Source organism: Streptomyces sp. NPDC001781, from assembly GCF_053596035.1.
The window spans coordinates 25,650-46,137 of the sequence record NZ_JBSFFI010000013.1 but is presented as its reverse complement, the minus strand read 5'-3'; the positions used below and the strand labels follow the sequence as shown (position 1 = coordinate 46,137).

General features: G+C 73.1%; 16 protein-coding genes. 5 read left to right on the top strand and 11 right to left on the bottom strand.

The genetic code is table 11. The annotated features are described in order from the left end of the window. Positions 1-55: 55 nt before the first annotated feature. Positions 56-2,056 (top strand): PIG-L family deacetylase, encoded by a 2,001-nt coding sequence (locus ACWCV3_RS14650; RefSeq protein ID WP_451223068.1) that lies wholly within the window; start codon positions 56-58, stop codon positions 2,054-2,056. 157 nt (positions 2,057-2,213) lie between these two features. Here the strand turns inward: ACWCV3_RS14650 and ACWCV3_RS14645 are convergent, their stop codons facing one another. The 5 genes from ACWCV3_RS14645 to ACWCV3_RS14625 all read right to left on the bottom strand — a co-directional run bounded on the left by ACWCV3_RS14645 (position 2,214) and on the right by ACWCV3_RS14625 (position 8,853). Next, the gene (locus ACWCV3_RS14645) at positions 2,214-4,343 is read right to left on the bottom strand and encodes a 3-hydroxyacyl-CoA dehydrogenase NAD-binding domain-containing protein (protein WP_451223066.1); all 2,130 of its coding nucleotides are present in this window, start codon (positions 4,341-4,343) and stop codon (positions 2,214-2,216) included. Then, the gene (locus tag ACWCV3_RS14640; RefSeq protein ID WP_451223064.1) at positions 4,340-5,557 is read right to left on the bottom strand and encodes a thiolase family protein; all 1,218 of its coding nucleotides are present in this window, start codon (positions 5,555-5,557) and stop codon (positions 4,340-4,342) included. The genes ACWCV3_RS14645 and ACWCV3_RS14640 overlap by 4 nt, the downstream gene beginning before the upstream one ends. Before the next feature lie 148 nt (positions 5,558-5,705). After that, entirely contained in the window at positions 5,706-6,992 is a 1,287-nt protein-coding gene (locus ACWCV3_RS14635) for an HRDC domain-containing protein (protein ID WP_451223062.1), read from the bottom strand. A gap of 208 nt (positions 6,993-7,200) precedes the next feature. Next, complete coding sequence (locus ACWCV3_RS14630) at positions 7,201-7,866, bottom strand: LuxR C-terminal-related transcriptional regulator (RefSeq protein ID WP_164196023.1); 666 nt, start codon at positions 7,864-7,866, stop codon at positions 7,201-7,203. A gap of 306 nt (positions 7,867-8,172) precedes the next feature. Further along, positions 8,173-8,853: a DUF3000 domain-containing protein gene (locus ACWCV3_RS14625; RefSeq protein ID WP_451223060.1), complete on the bottom strand. Its 681-nt coding sequence runs from the start codon at positions 8,851-8,853 to the stop codon at positions 8,173-8,175. 98 nt (positions 8,854-8,951) lie between these two features. Between ACWCV3_RS14625 and hemE the strand changes: the two genes are divergently transcribed. Then, a complete protein-coding gene (hemE, locus tag ACWCV3_RS14620) occupies positions 8,952-10,019 on the top strand; it encodes a uroporphyrinogen decarboxylase (protein ID WP_451223058.1) in 1,068 nt (355 codons plus the stop codon). Positions 10,020-10,029: 10 nt separating this feature from the next. Here the strand turns inward: hemE and ACWCV3_RS14615 are convergent, their stop codons facing one another. Further along, positions 10,030-10,857: a rhomboid family intramembrane serine protease gene (locus ACWCV3_RS14615; protein ID WP_451223056.1), complete on the bottom strand. Its 828-nt coding sequence runs from the start codon at positions 10,855-10,857 to the stop codon at positions 10,030-10,032. An 87-nt stretch (positions 10,858-10,944) separates the two neighbouring features. Between ACWCV3_RS14615 and ACWCV3_RS14610 the strand changes: the two genes are divergently transcribed. Beyond that, a complete protein-coding gene (locus ACWCV3_RS14610) occupies positions 10,945-11,763 on the top strand; it encodes a hypothetical protein (RefSeq protein WP_451223054.1) in 819 nt (272 codons plus the stop codon). Here ACWCV3_RS14610 and ACWCV3_RS14605 read toward each other — a convergent pair. Together ACWCV3_RS14605 and ACWCV3_RS14600 are read right to left on the bottom strand one after the other, a co-directional pair. Then, a complete protein-coding gene (locus ACWCV3_RS14605) occupies positions 11,760-13,148 on the bottom strand; it encodes an FAD-dependent oxidoreductase (protein ID WP_451223052.1) in 1,389 nt (462 codons plus the stop codon). The two genes, ACWCV3_RS14610 and ACWCV3_RS14605, sit on opposite strands and share 4 nt — an antisense overlap. A gap of 37 nt (positions 13,149-13,185) precedes the next feature. Further along, positions 13,186-14,124, bottom strand: a complete 939-nt coding sequence (locus ACWCV3_RS14600) for a DUF4349 domain-containing protein (RefSeq protein WP_451223050.1) — start codon at positions 14,122-14,124, stop codon at positions 13,186-13,188. A 148-nt stretch (positions 14,125-14,272) separates the two neighbouring features. On the opposite strand from ACWCV3_RS14600, the gene hemG reads away from it, so the two are divergent. Both hemG and hemQ read left to right on the top strand, forming a co-directional pair. Beyond that, on the top strand, positions 14,273-15,718 hold the full coding sequence (gene hemG, locus ACWCV3_RS14595; protein WP_451223048.1) for a protoporphyrinogen oxidase: 1,446 nt from the start codon (positions 14,273-14,275) through the stop codon (positions 15,716-15,718). 5 nt (positions 15,719-15,723) lie between these two features. Next, on the top strand, positions 15,724-16,455 hold the full coding sequence (gene hemQ, locus ACWCV3_RS14590; protein WP_451223046.1) for a hydrogen peroxide-dependent heme synthase: 732 nt from the start codon (positions 15,724-15,726) through the stop codon (positions 16,453-16,455). Between the two features lie 103 nt (positions 16,456-16,558). Here hemQ and ACWCV3_RS14585 read toward each other — a convergent pair whose 3' ends face one another. The 3 genes from ACWCV3_RS14585 to ACWCV3_RS14575 all read right to left on the bottom strand — a co-directional run bounded on the left by ACWCV3_RS14585 (position 16,559) and on the right by ACWCV3_RS14575 (position 20,484). Then, on the bottom strand, positions 16,559-18,181 hold the full coding sequence (locus ACWCV3_RS14585; RefSeq protein WP_451223044.1) for an alpha/beta hydrolase: 1,623 nt from the start codon (positions 18,179-18,181) through the stop codon (positions 16,559-16,561). A gap of 117 nt (positions 18,182-18,298) precedes the next feature. Then, the gene (locus ACWCV3_RS14580) at positions 18,299-19,090 is read right to left on the bottom strand and encodes a TIGR04222 domain-containing membrane protein (RefSeq protein WP_451223042.1); all 792 of its coding nucleotides are present in this window, start codon (positions 19,088-19,090) and stop codon (positions 18,299-18,301) included. 107 nt (positions 19,091-19,197) lie between these two features. After that, complete coding sequence (locus tag ACWCV3_RS14575; RefSeq protein WP_451223040.1) at positions 19,198-20,484, bottom strand: DUF692 domain-containing protein; 1,287 nt, start codon at positions 20,482-20,484, stop codon at positions 19,198-19,200. Between the last annotated feature and the right edge of the window lie 4 nt (positions 20,485-20,488).

The window sequence follows — 20,488 nt, the reverse complement described above, 5'->3', positions numbered from 1 at the left end:
ACCCGTACAGCCCGCCGCAGTCCGCCCGCCGGACACAGTTGATGGGAAAGCCGCCATGCAGTCCGCCGAAGGTACGACACCGCGCCCTTCACTGCTCCAGGTCCTCGCCCACCCCGACGACGATCTGTATTTCATCAACCCCGACCTCCAGCGCGCGCTGGAGGCGGGGCACCGGGTCACCAGCGTGTACCTGACGGCCGCCGAGGCCGACGGTCGCAACATCGACACCCGCGACCCGCACCGGCTGGACAGCCCGCCGGACTACGCCGGTTACGTCGAGGCGCGCCAGCAGGGGCTGCGCGCGGCGTACGCGGCCATGGTGACGGGCGACCGGGAGAGCGGGTGGGCGCGGGACGCCGTCTCCTTCGCTGCCGGGGTGGCGGCGGAGCGCTCCACCCTGCTGGCAGCACCCCACGTCCAGCTGTTCTTCTTCGGGCTGCGCATGGTCGACACCGAACACGGTTTCGCCGACGTGCCGCCCGCCAGGCTGGCCACGCTGTGGACCGGGCGGTCCGCCACACAGCTCACCCTGAACGCCGCCGATTCCCCGCTGGGCCCGGCGCAGGGGATCAGCCGTGACACTCTGCACCGCTGCCTGACCGAACTGCTCCACCACACCCGGCCCGACCAGTACTGGACCATGGACCCCGATCCCTGGCACGGCGAGTGGGACGAGGTCCGGGGGCCGACCTCGAGCGACCACCCCGACCACACCGCCACAGCGCAGTTCGCGCTGGGCGCCCTGGACCGGTACCTCGCCGAGGGCGGGGCGCCCCCGCTCGTCGGCCACTGCGTCGGCTACGGCAACAAGCTGTCGCCCAGCAACCTCACCGAGCACGCCTGGGCCGAGAAGAAGCGGGTCATCGAGGTCTACACGGCCGCCGACGGCCACGACTGCCGACGCCGGTACTGCGGCGACCGGCAGCTCGCCGACGGGTCCGACATCCGCCGCTACGGGTGGAGCACCCGGTCCCGCTACGAGGGCGGCACCGACTGGCTGCACCTCCAGGCCGACGGCCGGCTCGCCGCGTACGCGGTGCTCGGGGACCGGGTCGCGGTCTGGACCGAGAGCGCGCCGGGCAGCGACACCTGGGACCGGCCGATACTGCTGCCGGGCGGCCGGCTCACTCCGGCGCTGTCCGTGGCGCCCGACCGGGACGGAGGGGTGCACCTCGTGGGCATGCGCCGCACGCCGGGGCCGGGCGGCCGGGTGGACGTGGAGGTCGTCCGCATGTGGCGGCAGGCCCACACCGGTGCGACGACTTCGTGGGAGAGCGTCGGCAACCCCAACGAGGGGTCGAGGGACTGGCAGCGCTGCCGCGAGGTCGGCGTGCCCGAGGCCGTCGTCGACCCTTCGCAGCGACTGCACGTGTTCATGCGGAACTTCGGAGCGGGCATCAGCGCCCGTCGGGAGACCGCCGAGGGTTGGGGCGCCTGGGAGGACCTGGGCGGCCGGGGGATGCAGGACTGCCTGACCGCCGTGCTGAAGTCCACCGGGCGCGTCCAGCTGTTCGCCGCGAACCGCGTCGGCGCTCTGCACTGGTACCAGGAGGACGTGTACGGCCCGTACAGGCTGCGGGACGGCGTGACACAGGCCGACCCGGACGCCTGGCGGCCGGTCGGCGGGATCACACCGGTGCAGGTCGGGCGCTCCCGCATGGCGGTCGTGTACAGAGAGGAGGACTCGGGCGAGGTGATGTGCGTACGGCAGCGCCCCGACGGCCGGTGGCACACCCGCGCCGAGCGGCTCGGCGGCCACGGCGGGACGGGACGCATCGCGGCGCTGCGGCAGTTCACCGACCGGCACGACACCCTCGTGCTGGCGCGTCGCAACGCCCGCAACGGCCTGAGCGTCGCGGTCCTCGCCACACAGGACCGGGACCCGGCGCCCGAGTGGGCCGACCACGACGTGCTGATGGCGCGTCCGCCCGCCCTCGCGCTGGACTGCTCCGGTCGCATCGTGGTGGCGGTGCTGGGCACCGACGCGCGTCTGAGGGTGATGCGGCAGAAGACGCCGGACCCCGCCGAGGGTTTCGGGCCGCTGACGATGGTGTGACCGCCGCCGTCTGTGGATCAAGACAACGGCAGGACACGTGCCGCACACCTCGCAGGCGTCCCGCCGCGGCCCTGACCGGCGATGCCGCCCTGGTGCGACAGCGGGAGGGCCCCCGCGCCGCGGCGCCGGGGCCCTCCTGTGTACGGCCGGTCAGGTGTTACGCGGGCACGCTCGCCACACCCTGCTCCAGGAACCGCTTGCCGTTCACCCGCTCGGAGACACCCTCACGGTCCAGGTACGGCGTGATGCCGCCCAGGTGGAAGGGCCAGCCGGCGCCGGTGATGAGGCAGAGGTCGATGTCCTGGGCCTCGGCGACGACGCCCTCGTCCAGCATGAGGCCGATCTCCTGGGCCACCGCGTCCAGGACGCGGTCGCGGACCTGCTCCTCGGTCAGGACGGAGTCGCCCTGCTCGAGCAGCGCGGCGACCTCGGGGTCCAGCTCCGGCTTGCCGCTGTCGTAGACGTAGAAGCCGCGCTTGTCGGCCTCGACGACCGCCTTCAGGTTCGGGGAGACCGTGAAGCGGTCCGGGAAGGCCCCGTTGAGGGTCTCCGAGACGTGCAGACCGATCGCGGGGCCGACCAGCTCCAGCAGCACCAGCGGGGACATCGGCAGGCCGAGCGGCTCGACGGCCTTCTCCGCGACCGCGACCGGGGTGCCCTCGTCGATGACGTTCTGGATCTCGCCCATGAAGCGGGTCAGGATGCGGTTGACGACGAACGCCGGGGCGTCCTTCACCAGCACCGCGGTCTTCTTCAGCTTCTTGGCCACGCCGAACGCCGTCGCCAGGGCGGCGTCGTCGGTCTGCTCGCCGCGCACGATCTCCAGCAGCGGCAGGATCGCGACCGGGTTGAAGAAGTGGAAGCCGACGACCCGCTCGGGGTGCTTCAGCTTCGACGCCATCTCCGACACCGACAGCGAGGAGGTGTTGGTGGCGAGGATCGCGTGCGCCGGGGCGACCGCCTCGACCTCCGCGAACACCTTCTGCTTGACGCCCATCTCCTCGAACACGGCCTCGATGATGAAGTCCGCGTCCGCGAAGCCCTCGGCCTTGTCCAGGACACCGGTCACCAGCGCCTTGAGGCGGTTGGCCTTGTCCTGGTTGACCCGGCCCTTGCCGAGCAGCTTGTCGATCTCGGCGTGGACGTAGCCCACACCCTTGTCGACGCGCTCCTGGTCGATGTCGGTCAGCACGACCGGCACCTCCAGGCGGCGCAGGAAGAGCAGCGCGAGCTGGGAGGCCATCAGACCGGCGCCGACGACACCGACCTTGGTGACCGGACGCGCCAGCGACTTGTCGGGGGCGCCCGCGGGACGCTTGCCGCGCTTCTGCACCAGGTTGAACGCGTAGATGCCGGAGCGCAGTTCGCCACCCATGATCAGGTCGGCGAGGGCCTGGTCCTCGGCGTCGAAGCCCTTCTGGAGGTCGCCGTCCTTGGCGCCCTCGATGATCTCCAGCGCGCGGTAGGCGGCCGGGGCCGCGCCGTGCACCTTGGAGTCGGCGACGAAGCGGCCCTTGGCGACGGCCTGGTCCCACGCCTCGCCCCGGTCGATCGCCGGACGCTCGACGGTGACGTCACCCTTGAGGACCTGCGCGGTCCACAGCAGCGACTGCTCCAGGAAGTCGGCACCCTCGAACAGCGCGTCGGCGATGCCGAGTTCGAAGACCTGCTTGCCCTTGAGCTGACGGTTCTGGTTGAGGCTGTTCTCGATGATGACCTGGACGGCCTTCTCGGCACCGATCAGGTTCGGCAGCAGGGCGCAGCCGCCCCAGCCGGGCACCAGGCCGAGGAAGACCTCGGGCAGCGAGAACGCCGGGATCGCCTTGGAGACGGTCCGGTAGGAGCAGTGCAGGCCGACCTCGACGCCACCGCCCATCGCCGCGCCGTTGTAGTAGGCGAAGGTCGGGACCGCGAGGCCGGAGAGGCGCTTGAAGACCTCGTGGCCGCCCTTGCCGATGGCGAGCGCGTCCTCGTGCCGCTTCAGCAGCTCGACACCCTTGAGGTCGGCGCCGACCGCGAAGATGAAGGGCTTGCCGGTGATGCCGACGCCGACGAGACGGCCGTCCGCGGCCTCCTTCTCGACCTGGTCGATCGCGGCGTTCAGGTTCGCCAGCGAGGCCGGGCCGAAGGTGGTCGGCTTGGTGTGGTCGAGTCCGTTGTCCAGCGTGATCAGCGCGAACTTGCCCGCGTCGAAGGGCAGCTCGAAGTGCCGTACGTGGGCCTGGGTGACGACCTCGCCGGGAAACAGCTCGGCAGCACCCTTCAGCAGCTCGGTGGTGTTGCTCACTTGTCCCCCTCGAAGTTCGGGTTCTCCCAGATGACCGTCGCGCCCATGCCGAAGCCGACGCACATGGTGGTCAGGCCGTAGCGGACGTCCGGGTTCTCCTCGAACTGGCGGGCGAGCTGGGTCATCAGCCGCACACCGGAGGAGGCCAGCGGGTGGCCGAACGCGATCGCGCCGCCGTACTGGTTGACGCGGCTGTCGTCGTCGGCGATGCCGTAGTGCTCCAGGAACGCGAGGACCTGGACGGCGAACGCCTCGTTGATCTCGAACAGGCCGATGTCGGAGATCGACAGGCCGGCCTGGGCGAGGGCCTTCTCGGTGGCCGGGATCGGGCCGTAGCCCATCACCTCGGGCTCCACGCCGGCGAAGGCGTAGGAGACCAGGCGCATCTTGACCGGCAGGCCGTTCTCGCGGGCGAAGTCCTCGGACGCGATGAGGGAGGCGGTGGCGCCGTCGTTCAGACCTGCCGCGTTGCCCGCGGTGACCCGGCCGTGCACGCGGAACGGCGTCTTGAGACCGCTCAGGTTCTCCAGCGTGGTGCCGGGACGCATCGGCTCGTCGGCGGTGACCAGACCCCAGCCCGTCTCACCGGCCTCCTCGTTGGTGCGGCGCACCGAGATCGGCACCAGGTCCTGCTGGATCCTGCCGTCGGCGTACGCCTTGGCGGCCTTCTCCTGCGAGCGGACCGCGTACTCGTCGGCGCGCTGCTTGGTGATGGCCGGGTAGCGGTCGTGCAGGTTCTCGGCGGTCATGCCCATGAACAGCGCCGACTCGTCGACCAGCTTCTCGGAGACGAAGCGCGGGTTGGGGTCCACGCCCTCGCCCATCGGGTGCCGGCCCATGTGCTCGACACCGCCCGCGATGGCGATGTCGTACGCGCCGAAGGCGACCGAGCCGGCCACCGAGGTCACGGCGGTCAGCGCGCCCGCGCACATGCGGTCGATGGAGTAGCCGGGGACCGACTGCGGCAGACCCGCGAGGATGCCCGCGGTACGGCCGAGGGTCAGGCCCTGGTCACCGATCTGGGTGGTCGCGGCGATGGCGACCTCGTCGATCTTCTTCGGGTCCAGACCGGGGTTGCGGCGCAGCAGCTCCCGGATCGCCTTCACGACGAGGTCGTCGGCGCGAGTCTCGTGATAGATGCCCTTCGGGCCCGCCTTGCCGAACGGGGTGCGGACGCCGTCGACGAAGACGACGTCCCTGACGGTACGAGGCACGATGGCTCTCCTCCAGGGTGCGGGACGCTGAGCGCTTGCTCAACCCCATGCTACTTATGAGTAACGTAGCTGCACAGTCCCACCCCTGCTAGCGGTGAACGTCACACCCCGGCCCCGCCCTGCGGGGCGGATTGTGGCGCGAAATCGCCTACTCGGGTATGGCCGACAGCACCGCGACCAACACCGGGGTCACCTGCTCCACCTGCCAGGACCGCGCACCGTGCCCGGTGAGGGCGGCGGCCACCGCCGACTCGTCCGCGGGGACCGGGGGCTCCCAGCAGATCCGGCGCACGGTGTCGGGGGAGATCAGGTTCTCCTGCGGCATCTCCAGCCGCTCGGCCAGCGCCGAGACCCCGGCGCGGGCGGCCGACAGCCGGGCAGCGGCGGCCGGGTCCTTGTCCGACCAGGCACGCGGCGGCGGCGGACCGGTCACCTGCTGGCCCTGCTGGGGCAGCGCCGACTCCGGCAGCGCCTTCGCCCGGTCGACGGCGGCCTGCCACTGGTCGAGCTGGCGGCGGCCCACACGGTGGCCGAAACCGTTCAGCGCGGCCAGCGCGTGCACATTGGCCGGCACCGCGAGCGCGGCCTCCACGATCGCCGCGTCACCGAGCACCTTGCCGGGCGAGACGTCCCGGCGCTGCGCGATCCGGTCCCGCGTCTCCCACAGCTCCTTGACGACGGCCAGCTGCCGCCGCCTGCGCACCTTGTGCATCCCGGAGGTGCGGCGCCAGGGGTCCTTGCGGGGCTCGGCGGGCGGCGCGGCCGCGATGGCGGCGAACTCCTCCAGCGCCCACTCCAGCTTGCCCTGCCGCTGAAGCTCCTTCTCCAGGGCGTCCCGCAGGTCGATGAGCAGCTCCACGTCGAGCGCGGCGTAGCGCAGCCACGGCTCGGGCAGCGGGCGGGTGGACCAGTCGACGGCGGAGTGGCCCTTCTCCAGCACGAAGCCGAGCACGTTCTCCACCATCGCGCCGAGTCCGACGCGGGGGAACCCGGCGAGCCGCCCGGCCAGCTCGGTGTCGAACAGGCTGGTGGGCACCATGCCTATTTCGCGCAGGCAGGGGAGGTCCTGGGTGGCGGCGTGCAGCACCCACTCGACGTCGGACAGCGCGGCGCCGAGGCCGGAGAGGTCGGGGCAGGCGACGGGGTCGATCAGCGCGGAGCCCGCGCCCTCGCGCCGCAGCTGCACCAGGTAGGCCCGCTGGCCGTACCGGTAACCGGAAGCGCGTTCGGCGTCCACGGCCACCGGGCCGGTGCCGGCGGCGAACGCGGCGACCACCTCGGCCAGCGCGTCGGCGTCCGCCACGACCGGCGGAATCCCCTCACGGGGTTCGAGCAGGGGGGTGGGCGCCGCCGCCTCAGCAGGCCCCGCGTCGGGGGGCGTGCCCCCGTTGATGCGCCGGGAACTGTCTGCTGCGGTCTCTTGGGCGTCCGTCACATGCCAAGGGTATCCGCATGCCCGCGCCGCTGGCCTGCACGTTCGACCGACATCCTCGCTGACCGGCCAAAACGCGCCGCGCGCGGGCGCACACCGTGCGCCGTACGGCGCACTCCGCCCGGCGCGCACGCCGGTGCCCGTCGGCGGAACGTTCCGCCGACGGGCACCGGAGGTCAGAAGGGCGTGGGACGAGGGACGGGGAGGGGGGTCAGTGGATGATTCCGGTGCGCAGGGCCACCGCGACCATGCCGGCGCGGTCGCCCGTGCCGAGCTTGCGCGCGATGCGGGCCAGGTGGCTCTTGACGGTCAGTGCGGACAGGCCCATGGAGACGCCGATCGCCTTGTTCGACTGGCCCTCCGCGACGAGGCGGAGCACCTCGACCTCACGGCCGGACAGTTCGCGGTAGCCGCCGGGGTGGCTCGGGGCACCCGGCGGACGCCGGTGCCCCATTCTGGCCGCGGCGGAGCCGATGGGGGCGGCGCCGGGGCGGGTGGGCAGGCCGATGTTGGTACGGGTGCCGGTGACGACGTAACCCTTCACGCCCCCGGCGAGGGCGTTGCGGACGGCGCCGATGTCGTCGGCGGCGGACAGGGCCAGGCCGTTGGGCCAGCCCGCGGCACGGGTCTCGGACAGCAGGGTGAGGCCGGAACCGTCGGGCAGGTGGACGTCTGCGACACAGATGTCGCGGGGGTTGCCGATGCGGGGACGAGCCTCCGCGACGGACGAGGCCTCGATCACGTCGCGCACACCGAGGGCCCACAGATGGCGGGTCACGGTGGAGCGGACGCGGGGGTCGGCCACGACCACCATGGCGGTCGGCTTGTTCGGGCGGTAGGCGACCAGGCTTGAGGGCTGCTCGAGGAGAACGGACACCAGGCCTCCTGGGTGGGGGACGGGGCCGGCTTGCGGGGAGGAAGCCGGGGGGAACCGTGCTTGCAAGGTCACAGTCGTCTTCGGCAGCAAACCCGTCCGCCTTTAGAGAATGATCACGATCTAGTGAGTCACAATCTGTGCAATTCGGACACGCGATCGATCATCCGAAGATCGAATCGGCTTCAGGGTGGGGCGATTCGAGTGCGGAAAGTGGCCGTATCGACAAAGTGATGGTTCGGGAGTGATCACAAAGCAGCGCCCCGCCGATCCCGGCGGGGCGCTGAGAGGATGATCGGCCCGGAAGGGCTAACGGGACTGCGGACCCCTGCGCTGCGGCAGGGTCACCACCGAGCCGTCGCCCGGCGCGGCGGGGGGCAGGCCGCCGATCTGGGCCAGCAGGTCACACCAGGAGGCGAGGTGGGCGGCGGTGTCCGGAACACCGCCCAGCCCTTCGAGGGGCGTCCAGGAGGCGCGGATCTCGATCTGCGAGGCGGCCGGCCGCTCCGACAGCCCGCCGAAGTAGTGGGAGCTGGCGCGGGTGACCGTGCCGCTCGGCTCGCCGTAGGTGAGTCCGCGCGACTGGAGCGCGCCGGTCAGCCAGGACCAGCACACCTCCGGCAGCAGCGGGTCGGCCGCCATCTCGGGCTCCAGCTCCGCCCGTACCAGCGTCACCAGGCGGAAGGTGCCGTGCCAGGCGTCGTGGCCGGCCGGGTCGTGCAGCAGGACCAGCCGGCCGTCGGCCAGCTCCTGCTCGCCGTCGAGCACGACGGCCTCCAGCGCGTGCGCGTACGGCGCCAGCCGCTGCGGGGCGCGCGTCGGCTCCACCTCCACCTGCGGCCGCAGCCGCGCGTTCCTCAGCGCCTCCACCGCGCCACGGAAGGCAGGGGGGACCTCTGGCACCCCGGCTCCTCTCTCCTTCGCCTGCGTGTCCTTCACGTCGTCCATTCCGCCGGTGCCGTCCGACGATCGTCCCTGAGCCGCAGCCATGCGGGGAAGAGTAAGGGGAAGCGGGCCTTCGTGCAGGGCATGACACCCCCCGGGGGCGGCGGCACTTCTCCCGCGCGGACCGTGCGAGACTTGCCGACGTGAGTGCCAACGCCATCCCCACGGGCCAGCAGCCAGAAGCGACCTACGACAGCGCCTTCCTCAAGGCGTGCAGGCGTGAGCCCGTGCCGCACACCCCGGTGTGGTTCATGCGCCAGGCCGGCCGGTCCCTGCCGGAGTACCGCAAGGTGCGCGAGGGCATCCCGATGCTGGAGTCCTGCACGCGGCCCGAGCTGGTCACCGAGATCACGCTCCAGCCGGTGCGCCGGCACGACGTGGACGCGGCGGTCTTCTACAGCGACATCGTCGTCCCGCTCAAGGCCATCGGTGTCGACCTCGACATCAAGCCCGGCGTCGGCCCGGTCGTCGCCGAGCCGGTGCGCACCCGCGCCGACCTCGCCCGGCTGCGCGACCTGACCCCCGAGGACGTGCCCTACGTCACCGAGGCGGTCCGCATGCTCACCGGCGAGCTGGGGTCCACCCCGCTGATCGGCTTCGCCGGCGCCCCCTTCACCCTGGCCAGCTACCTGGTCGAGGGCGGCCCCTCGCGCACGTACGAGAACGCCAAGGCGATGATGTACGGCGACCCCGAGCTGTGGGCCGACCTGCTGGACCGCCTCGCGGACATCACGGCCGCGTTCCTCAAGGTGCAGATCGAGGCCGGTGCCTCGGCGGTGCAGCTCTTCGACTCCTGGGCGGGCGCGCTCGCCCCCGCCGACTACCGCGCCTCGGTGATGCCGGCCTCCGCGAAGGTCTTCGACGCCGTCGCGGGATACGGCGTCCCGCGCATCCACTTCGGCGTCGGCACCGGTGAGCTGCTGAAGCTCATGGGCGACGCGGGCGCGGACGTCGTCGGCGTCGACTGGCGGGTCCCGCTGGACGAGGCCGCGCGCCGGGTCGGCCCCGGCAAGGCGCTCCAGGGCAACCTCGACCCGACGGTCCTGTTCACCGACCGCAGGACGGTGGAGACCAAGGCGCAGGAGGTGCTGGACGCGGCCGCCCACCTGGAGGGCCACGTGTTCAACCTCGGCCACGGCGTCATGCCGAACATCGAGCCGGACGCGCTGACCCACCTGGTCGACTACGTCCACCGGGCGAGCGCCCGCTGATCCCGTCCGCTCACCACGCCTGACGGTGCCGCGCCCGCCTGCCGAACAGCAGGCGGCCCGGCTCCGGCGGGGGCGGGGTGCCGGCCTTCAGCGGCCACGCGAGCAGCATGCCGGCCACGAAGCCGACGACGTGCGCCGCGTACGCCACCGTGCCGGTGCCGGCCTCGACGCCGCGCCCCGAGGAGTAGACGGCCTGGAGGCCGAACCAGAAGCCCAGCACGATCCACGCGGGCAGCCTGAGCGGCAGGAAGACCAGGAACGGGACCAGCACCCACACCCTGGCCTTCGGATACAGCACCAGATAGGCGCCGAGCACCCCCGCGACCGCGCCGGACGCCCCGATCAGCGGGTCACCGGAGTCGGCGTTCAGCAGGGCGAAGCCGTAGCTCGCCGCGTAGCCGCAGACGAGGTAGAACAGCGCGAAGCGGACGTGGCCCATGCGGTCCTCGACGTTGTTGCCGAAGATCAGCAGGAACAGCATGTTGCCCAGCAGGTGCAGCCAGCCCCCGTGCAGGAACATCGCCGTCACCACCGACAGCGCCGGCGACTTGTCGTACCCCGGCACCCCCATCACACACCCCGGCCCGGCCGCCCCCGTCCCCACCTGACCGGTCGGCACCAGCTCGGGCAGCTGATGATGGATCATCTCCCGCGGCACGGCCGCGTAGTGATCCATGAACGCGTGCAGCTGACACAGCTGCGCCACATGACTCTCCCCGCCCGTGGCCCCCGCCGCACCGGGCGTCAGCAGAAACGCCAGCACACTGGCGGTGATGAGCGCGTACGTCACGTACGGCGTACGACGCGCGGGATTGACGTCATGGACGGGTATGACCACACAGGATTAGTGCCCCGGCGGCGGCCTGCGAATCCGTGAACCGCACCGGGCCGGGGCGTCCCGGACACCGCGCGGTACCTTGCCGCCATGTGCATCTCGACCGGCGCCGCCGACTTCTCCGGGACGATCGTGTACTGCGGGCGGCGGGACCACCCCGAACACGGCCTGGTCCATGTGCTCGGCTACCAGAACACCGCCGTGAACCTGGCTCGGGGGCCGAACGCCATGGTGCTGCACCTGCCCGCCGCCGGGCGGCTCGGAGAGGGGCACTTCCTCTCCGCCGGACGCTGCGTGGACGTGCTGCAACGGATGGTCGACGCGGTGGAGTCCGCCGCCGTCCGGGACGAGGGGATCGAGTGGATGGGTGCGGAGGCGGAAGCCGTTCAGGTCTTCGAGCACGACGTGTACACCGTGCTGCTGGCGGCCGACGTGACCGCGGTCCCCGCCGCGCTGGGCCGGGTGCCCGCGCATCGGCGGCCACGGCTCGATCCCGAGTTGCTGCGGTTCTACGGTGAGCACTTTCCCGATCACACCTTCGCCGTCTGCTGTTTCGACAACGCCGACGCCCAGCGGGCCAAGCCGTTGCTGCTCTGGTATCCGCCGCTCGATCCGGACCGGCTGACCGTGCCCGCCCTGGACTGCCATACCGGTGGGGCGCCGAACCTGGACGCGGTCGTGCCGGTGGATCACTGGGTCCTGTTCGCCAGTGATCAGGCACCCGACGGGTGGGGGGTGCCCGTCCAGTACCCGGCGGACATGCGGCACCGGCTGCGGGCGTTTCTGCCCGGTGCCGTGCTGGGGCGGAAGTACGGGGACGGGACGGCGTTGCGCAACGGGGACTTCTCCATCGGGCACCAGGACCTGCTCGACGGGGACCTCGACCGCGTCGAGCGGTCACAGCACTAGCCGGCCTCCCGTACCCTGCGCACCGCCCTGCGGGCCGCGACCAGGACCGGGTCCCAGACGGGGGAGAAGGGTGGGGCGTAGCCGAGGTCGAGGGCGGTCATCTGCTCCACCGTCATGGCGGCGGTCAGGGCCACGGCCGCGATGTCGACGCGCTTGCCCGCGCCCTCGCCGCCGATGATCTGGACGCCCAGGAGGCGGCCGGTGTTGCGTTCGGCGATCATCTTGACGGTCATGGGGGAGGCGTCGGGGTAGTAGCCGGCGCGGCTGGTCGACTCGATGACGACCGCCTCGTACTGGAGGCCGGCCCGGCGGGCGTCGCGTTCGCGCAGGCCGGTGCGGGCGATCTCCAGCTCGCAGACCTTGCTGACGGCGGTGCCGACGACACCGGGGAAGGTGGCGTAACCGCCGCCCACGTTGGTGCCGATGACCTGCCCGTGCTTGTTGGCGTGCGTGCCGAGCGGGATGTACTGCTCCTGCCCGGAGACCAGGTTCAGCACCTCCACGCAGTCGCCGCCCGCCCAGATGTCCTCGTGCCCGCGCACCCGCATGGCGAGGTCGGTGAGAAGGCCGCCGCGCGCGCCCAGCGGGAGCCCCGCCGCGCGGGCGAGCTCGGTCACGGGCTCCACGCCGATGCCCATCACGACCACGTCGGCCGGGTACTCGGCGTCCTTCGTGACCACCGCGCGGACCCGGCCGTCCTCCCCGGTGCGCAGGGCCGTCACCTCGGCGTCGTCCACCATGGTGATGCCCATGCCCTCCATGGCCCGCCGCACCAGCCGGCCCATGTCGGGATCGAGCGTCGCCATCGGCTCCGCGCCCCGGTTGACCACCGTCACCTCGAAGCCCCGGCGGAGCAGCGCCTCGGCCATCTCCACGCCGATGTATCCCGCGCCGACGACGACCGCGCGCCGGCCCTCCGTACGGGTCAGCGTGTCGATCAGCGACTGCCCGTCGTCCAGGGTCTGCACCCCGTGCACCCCGCTCGCGTCCGCCCCCGGCATGTCGGGCCGGATCGGCCGCGCACCGGTGGCGATGACCAGCTTGTCGTACGCGGTCCAGTACTCGTTGCCGGACTCCAGGTCGTGGGCCCGCACCCGGCGCCCGGACACGTCGATCTCCGTCACCTCGGTGCGCAGTCGGAGGTCGATGTGCCGCTCCCGGTGCTCCGCCGGGGTGCGCGCGACGAGCTGGTCGCGTTCCTCGACCGCGCCGCCCACCCAGTAGGGGATGCCGCACGCCGAGTACGAGGTGAAGTGGGTGCGCTCGAACGCCACGATCTCCAACTCGTCCGGTTTCCGCAGCCGGCGGGCCTGCGACGCCGCGGCCATTCCCGCGGCGTCGCCGCCGATCACGACGAGCCGCTCGGGCCCTTCACGCTTCTCCATGGGAACAAGCTACGGCGCGCACGGTGCTGACGCATCGTCACTTCTGCTCACCGGCGGCCGGCGCCCCGCTCTCGGACACCGGACGCGCCTGCGGCAGCGAGCCGGTGACCTTGGTGCGCGCCGGGCGGCGCGGGAGCCGGGGGCGGACCACCCGGCGCCACAGGAGCACCAGCAGCGCGAACAGCGCCGCGAACGGCAGTACCGCGCCCACGACCAGCGCGATCCAGCGCAGCATCGTCAGGAAGGCGTGCCAGCCGCCCGACAGCGCGTCCAGGAAGCCGGGCGTGTCGTCACCGGCAACCGGATGCGCGCCCCTCCCGGCCAGCGACAGGGTGATGGTCGCGAGGCCCGTGCGGTCCTTCAGCGACGCCTGCTGGGCCAGCAGTGACTCCAGGTCGGCCTCGCGGCTGCTCAGTTCGCCCTCCAGCGCGACGACGTCCGTCAGCCTGTCCGCCTTGTCCATCAGCTCCCGGACCCGGGCGACGCTGGCCCGCTGGGTCTTGATCCGGCTGTCCACGTCCACCACCTGATCGGTGACGTCCTGTGCCCGCGCGGTGCGCCGCAGCAGCTTGCCGGTGCCCTGGAGCGAACCGAGCACCTCCTCGTACCGCTGGGCGGGAACCCGCAGGACGACGCGGGTGCGCTCGCTGCCGTCGTCGTCCCGCTCGGTGCTCTCCTCGCCGACGTAGCCGCCCGCGTCCTCGGTGACCCGGCGGGCCTTGGTCAGGGCGCCGGGCACGTCCCGCACCTCGACCTCCAGTGAGGCGGTGCGGATGACGCTCGGCGTGAGCCGGGGCGAGCGGCTGGTGGACCTGCCCCTCTCGTACGCGCCGCCGCCCGCGCCGCCCCCGCCTGGCGCGGCCGTCGGCGCGTCGGCGGAGGACGTCTTGGAGTCGCCGCCCGACTCGCCGCACCCGGCGAGCGCGAGCGAGGCGGCGAGCAGGACCCCCGCCAGGATCCGGACCTGTGTACGCATGTCGGTAACCCCCCGATGAGACGCGGTGCTGTCCCTCCTTGGACGGCCCGCCCTGCGGGAACGGACCCGTTCTCCGGTCCCGATGAGGTCACGGTCCGGTGACGTACCGGGCACCGGGACGCCCCGCGCGGTCTGAGAGAGTGGGGGCATGAGCGCAGCGAGCAGGGGTCATGTCGTCGTCATCGGAGCCGGTGTCGCCGGACTGGCCGCCGCCCACCGGGCGCTCGCGCGCGGCGCGCGGGTGACGGTGCTGGAGGCCGCCGACCGGGTCGGCGGCAAGCTGCTGCCCGGCGAGATCGCCGGCCTGAGGGTCGACCTCGGCGCCGAGTCGATGCTCGCCCGCCGCCCCGAAGCGGTGGGCCTCGCCCGCGAGGTGGGCCTCGGCGACCGCCTCCGGCCCCCGTCCACGGCGACCGCCTCGATCTGGACCCGGGACGCCCTGCGCCCCATGCCCAAGGGCCATGTCATGGGCGTACCCGGCACCGCCGCGGCCCTCTCCGGCCTGCTCTCCGCCGAGGGCCTGGCCCGGATCGGGCGGGACGCGGAACTGCCGCCCACCGAGGTCGGTGACGACGTGGCCGTTGGTGAGTTCGTCGCCGCCCGGATGGGCCGCGAGGTCGTCGACCGGCTGGTGGAACCCCTGCTCGGCGGGGTGTACGCGGGCGACGCCTACCGGCTCTCGCTGCGCTCGGCCGTCCCCCAGCTCTACCAGGCCGCCCGCGCCCACGACACCCTCACCGCCGCCGTCCAGGCACTCCAGGCCAAGGCCGCCGAGGCCGGGCAGACCGGCCCGGTCTTCCTCGGCATCGAGGGCGGCGTGGGCACCCTCCCGCTCGCCGTCGCCGACGCGGTACGGGCGCGCGGCGGCGAGATCCACACCCGCACCCCGGTGAGCGGGCTGCGCCGGGACGGCACCGGCTGGCACGTGACTGCCGGGGACCGCACGCTACACGCCGACGCCGTCGTGGTCGCCGTACCCGCCCCCGCCGCGGCAGGGCTGCTGCGCGCCGAGGCCCCTGCGGCCGCCGCCGAGCTGGCCGCCGTCGAGTACGCGTCCATGGCCCTGATCACCCTCGCCTACCGCCGCGCCGGCGCGGCCCTGCCCGAGGGCAGCGGGTTCCTGGTGCCGCCGGTGGACGGCCGCACCATCAAGGCCGCGACCTTCGCCTCCCAGAAGTGGGGCTGGGTCGGCGCCGAGGACCCGGACCTCCTGGTCGTGCGCACCTCCGTCGGCCGCCACCACGAGACCGGGATCCTCCAGCGCGACGACGCCGCACTCGTCGCCGTCGCCCGGCACGACCTGCGCGCCGCGACCGGACTGGACGCCGAGCCCGTCGCCACCCGCGTCACCCGCTGGAGCGACGGCCTGCCGCAGTACCCGGTCGGCCACCACGCGCGCGTGGCCCGCGTCCGCGAGCACGTCGCCAAGCTGCCCGGCCTCGCCGTCTGCGGCGCGCAGTACGACGGCGTGGGCATCCCCGCCTGCGTCGCCAGTGCCTACGCGGCCGTCGACCAGCTCGGCGGCGACCTCTCCGGCGTGCGCGAGCTGACGGCCAACCCGGTGCAGAGCCTGCACGGCGGAGCGGGAGAATAGGGGGCATGAGTGACGACGCCCCCACCACCGAGCCGGCCCGCATCCCGAACAAGGGCAAGCTGGCCAAGGACCTGAACGAGGTCATCCGCTACACCCTGTGGTCCGTCTTCAAGCTGAAGGACGTACTGCCGGAGGACCGCGCGGGCTACGCCGACGAGGTACAGGAGCTGTTCGACCAGCTCGCCGCGAAGGACGTCACGGTCCGCGGCACGTACGACGTGTCCGGCCTGCGCGCCGACGCGGACCTGATGATCTGGTGGCACGCCGAGACCGCCGACCAGCTCCAGGAGGCGTACAACCTCTTCCGCCGCACGAAGCTGGGCCGCGCGCTCGACCCGGTGTGGTCGAACATGGCGCTGCACCGCCCGGCCGAGTTCAACCGCTCGCACATCCCGGCGTTCCTCGCGGACGAGACGCCCCGCGACTACGTGAGCGTCTACCCCTTCGTGCGCTCCTACGAGTGGTACCTGCTGCCCGACGAGGACCGCCGCCGCATGCTCGCCGACCACGGCAAGATGGCCCGCGGCTACCCCGACGTGCGCGCCAACACGGTCGCCTCCTTCTCGCTGGGCGACTACGAGTGGCTGCTCGCCTTCGAGGCCGACGAGCTGTACCGCATCGTCGACCTCATGCGTCACCTGCGCGCCTCCGAGGCCCGGATGCACGTCCGCGAGGAGGTCCCGTTCTACACCGGCCGCCGCAAGTCGGTGGCGGAACTGGTGGCGGGGCTCGCCTGAGGGCTGTCCCGTGATCCCCGGTGGATCGGCGCGCGGCGCCGGACGGATCAGGCCGGGTCAGGCACCGGACCCCGCCGGCCCGGCATGATCCGGACGAGAGGCCTCAGGCAGGCCTGCCCCTGAGCGCGTCCCGGTCCGGGAGGCCGCGTCCGGCCGGCCCGGCGGGGCGCGGCTCCGGGCGCGGGGCGCAGGCGGCGCGGCGGCCCGGCAGGCGGCCTTCGAGCAGGTAGGCGTCCAGATGGGCGTTCACGCACTTGTTGGGGCCGCCGCCGATGCCGTGCGTGCCCGCGTCCCGCTCGGTGACCAGGGTGGACCCTGCCAGCCGCCGGTTCAGCTCCAGCGCCCCGTCGTACGGGGTGGCCGCGTCCCGCTCGGCGGCGAGGATCAGCACCGGCGGGGTCTCGCCGCGCCCGGTGCGCACGTCGAGCGGAACCCGACGGCGCGCGGGCCAGTACGCGCACGGCAGGTTCGTCCAGGCGTTGTCCCAGGTCTCGAAGGGGGCGGTGCGGGCGAGGCGGGTGTTGTCCCGGTCCCAGACCCGGAAGTCGGTGGGCCAGGGCGCGTCGTTGCACTCGACGGCCGTGTACACCGCGCCCGCGTTCTCCGCCTCGGCGGCCGTCTCCGGGCTGGGCGCGCCCAGCCGGACCAGAGGCCCCGCGTCGCCCTTCAGATACGCGGCGAGCGCGGCTGCCCTGCTCGGCCAGTAGTCGTCGTAGTACCCGGCCATCAGGAACGTGTTCTGGAGCTGGCCCGGACCCACCCTGCCGTCCGCCGGGTGCGCACGGAGCCGGCCGCTCGCGGTGTCGTAGGAGCGCTGCACGGCGGCCGGGGTGGCGCCGAGGCCGTACACGTCGTGATGGCGGGCCACCCAGGCGCGGAAGTCCGCCCAGCGGTCCTCGAACGCGGCGGACTGGTCCAGGTTCGCGCGGTACCAGACCTTCGCCGGGTCCGGGTCCACCGCCGAGTCCAGCACCATCCGGCGCACGTGACCGGGGAAGAGAGTGGCGTACAGGGCGCCCACGTAGGTGCCGTACGAGGCGCCCATGAAGGTGAGCCGGGACTCGCCGAGCGCGGCCCGCAGGACGTCCAGGTCACGGGCGTTGGCGAGCGAGTTGTAGAACTCGAGCCCGCCGCCCGACCGTTCGGCGCAGCCGCGCGCGTACGCCTTCGCCCGCGCGACCCGCTCCCGATTGTACGCCTCGGAGGGGTGGACCGGTGCGGGCGAGGGCGCCTTGAAGAAGTTTTCCGGCTTCTCGCAGGACAACGGGGCCGAGGGCGCGACCCCGCGCGGGGCGTACCCGACCAGGTCGTAGGCGGCGGCGACGCGCTTCCACTCGGGGATCACGCCGATCATCGGGAAGTTCAGGCCGGAGGCGCCGGGACCGCCGGGGTTGTAGACGAGGGCGCCCTGCCGGGGCACCTTGTGCTTGCTGTTGGCCGGGTCTCGCCGGGTGGCGGGCATCCGGCTGACGGTCAGCTCGATCTGAGCGCCGCCGGGGCGGGCGTAGTCCAGCGGGACGCGTACGGTGGCGCAGCGCATCCCGGCCGGCGACTCCTCCTGGCAGGCGCCGAAGTCGAGGCCGGCCGCGCGGGCACGGGCGGCGGCGATGGCGGTGCCGCGCAGCTCGGCCGTGCCCGGCGCGTCGGGGGCGCCGTCGGCCGGGGTCCCGGCGAGCCCGGTCAGCAGCAAGGAACCGGCGGCCGAGTACAGGGCGGCAGCTCTCATCGGACATCCCTTCGGTGCGCGGCGGCGATGGCACGGCTGCCATGGTCCGTCGGCCACAGAAGGGATGTTTCGGAAGGGGCGTCGGGGAAGGCAAGCACCGGCACGCGGGTGTCGGCGTCAGTGCTCCCTGTGCGCCCCCGGCGCATCGCGGTGGGTGAACGCGGCCCGCAGCTCGGGGTCGTTCAGCGCCCGCACGCCCCGCGTCGCGAGCCGCATGAGCAAGGAGCCCTCGTCGCCGTCCCCGGCCGGACGCCGGGCCACCTCCCCGAGGAGCCGCTGTCCGGCGGGGGAGGCCCAGCGGGGGTACGGGTGCACCTCGACGCGGGCTATGGCCAGACAGCTCAGGGCGACGACCAGGGGCAGCGCGAACCACATCGCGACCTGGAGGCGCGGAACGTCCACGGGGGACGGCATGAGCAGCGCGGTCGTGCCGAGCGCGAGGACGGCCACGGCGGCGGCCCGGACCTGACGCACCCCGGCGGCCACGGTCGTCCCCGTGTCGAAGGGGACCGCGAGGCCGGCCGCGACCAGCCGGTCCGCGAGCCGCTGCACCGCCTCCGCCCCGGCCGCCGCAGCCCGTACCGGGGCGATCCGGGACTGCCCTCGCGGGCCGATCGCGCTGATGACGGAACGTTCCATCTCGTCCCGTCCGCGCGGGTCCACCACGGTGGCCCAGCCGGTGTGCGCGAGCAGCAGCCGGCGCTGCCGGGCCATCCGGACCATGGCGAGGTCGGCCACGCGGGAGGGGCCGCCGGCCAGGAACGCCGTCTCGTACAGCGTCAGATGGCGGTCGTCGCCTCTCGACCCCGCGCCGTCCGCGGCGGCCGCGCGGACCGCGGCGAGGCACAGCCGGGTGCAGGCGGTGGCGGCGAAGGCCCAGGCCGGAAGCAGGAGGAGGACCCAGAACATGAGATTTTTCTATGTCAGCGCACCCTCGAAACCATGGCTTGTTCACCATGCGGACAGAGTGTGGCCGGTATGTGACGTTCCGTTTTTCGCCGGGCCGGGAAAGGTGGTCAGTGCCGCGCCGGCAGCACCCGCCTGGCCAGCCGGGCGGCCGGGCCGGGTGTACGGGGGGCCGGGCCCGCGCGATCGAGCCACCAGTCCCGCAGCCTTCTGCGTGCCCGTGCGTCCGCGGGGCGGCCCGTCTTGAGGAGCTGGGCGGCGAACTCCAGCGCGTCCTGCCGGTATCCGCCGCGCATCGGCCGGGTGCGTGCGTAGCCGAGGAACGCCTCCCGGTACCCGGCGCCGAGGATCACCGGCAGCTCGGGCGCCACCCTGGCCACCACGTCCGCCCGCTTCGCCGCCAGCGACCGCGCCTGAACGCCCATCCGCCCCCGGTCGAACCCCTCCGGCAACGGCGTCCGCGCCACCAGCGCCGACAGCACGGCCGTCTGCGCGACGGCGACCCGCTGCCGCGCCTCGGCGGAGGCGGCCGGCGGGACGGGCAGGGCCTCGTCCGCCTTGGTCCGCGCGCTCCCGCCGCCCTTGCGCACCGCCTCCCCGATGTCCGCCAACTCCCGCTCCAGCTCGGCCGGTCCGGGGAAGTTCTCGTCCCGTTCCAGCAGGACGCCGGGCGGTGCGACGCGGGACGCCAGGTCGGTCAGGACGTCCAGCACGGCGGGCGGTACGGGGTGCGCGTGGCTGTCGTGCCAGACACCGTCCCGCTCGAAGCCGCCCGCCACGTGCACATAGGCCAGCGCCTCCAGCGGGAGCCGGTCCAGCGCCTCGGCGGGGTCCTCGCCCCGGTTGACGTGATTGGTGTGCAGGTTGGCCACGTCGATGAGCAGCCGTACGCCGGTCCGCTCCACCAGCGCGGCGAGGAACTCGCCCTCGCTCAGCTCCTCGCCCGGCCAGGAGAACAGGGCGGCGATGTTCTCCAGCGCCAGCGGCACCGGCAGCGCCTCCTGGGCGATCGCCACGTTCTCGCACAGCACGTCGAGGGCGTCCCGGGTGCGCGGGACGGGCAGCAGGTGGCCCGCCTCGAGCGGCGCCGACGCGGTGAGCGGGCCGCCCGCGCGGACGAACGCGATGTGCTCGGTGACCATCGGCGCCCCCAGCACCTCGGCCCGCTCGGCCAGCGCCCGCAGCCGCCCCTCGTCCGGCCGCTCCGCCCCACCGAGACCGAGGGAGACGCCGTGCGGGATCACCGTCACCCCGCGCTCCCGCAGCCGGACCAGCGGCTCCGGCAGATGGCCCGGGCAGATGTTCTCCGCGACGACCTCCACCCAGTCGATCCCGGCCATCCCCGACACGGCGTCCGCGATCTCCGGCCGCCAACCGATCCCCGTCCCGAGCCGCATCCCC

Excerpts from the sequence above, each read along its gene's own strand:
- ACWCV3_RS14650 (WP_451223068.1), top strand. The coding sequence starts at position 56 with ATGCAGTCCGCCGAAGGTACGACACCGCGCCCTTCACTGCTCCAGGTC.
- ACWCV3_RS14625 (WP_451223060.1), bottom strand. The coding sequence starts at position 8,853 with ATGGCTGCGGCTCAGGGACGATCGTCGGACGGCACCGGCGGAATGGAC.
- ACWCV3_RS14610 (WP_451223054.1), top strand. The coding sequence starts at position 10,945 with ATGTGCATCTCGACCGGCGCCGCCGACTTCTCCGGGACGATCGTGTAC.
- ACWCV3_RS14605 (WP_451223052.1), bottom strand. The coding sequence starts at position 13,148 with ATGGAGAAGCGTGAAGGGCCCGAGCGGCTCGTCGTGATCGGCGGCGAC.
- ACWCV3_RS14600 (WP_451223050.1), bottom strand. The coding sequence starts at position 14,124 with ATGCGTACACAGGTCCGGATCCTGGCGGGGGTCCTGCTCGCCGCCTCG.
- hemG (WP_451223048.1), top strand. The coding sequence starts at position 14,273 with ATGAGCGCAGCGAGCAGGGGTCATGTCGTCGTCATCGGAGCCGGTGTC.
- hemQ (WP_451223046.1), top strand. The coding sequence starts at position 15,724 with ATGAGTGACGACGCCCCCACCACCGAGCCGGCCCGCATCCCGAACAAG.
- ACWCV3_RS14585 (WP_451223044.1), bottom strand. The coding sequence starts at position 18,181 with ATGAGAGCTGCCGCCCTGTACTCGGCCGCCGGTTCCTTGCTGCTGACC.
- ACWCV3_RS14580 (WP_451223042.1), bottom strand. The coding sequence starts at position 19,090 with ATGTTCTGGGTCCTCCTCCTGCTTCCGGCCTGGGCCTTCGCCGCCACC.
- ACWCV3_RS14575 (WP_451223040.1), bottom strand. The coding sequence starts at position 20,484 with ATGCGGCTCGGGACGGGGATCGGTTGGCGGCCGGAGATCGCGGACGCC.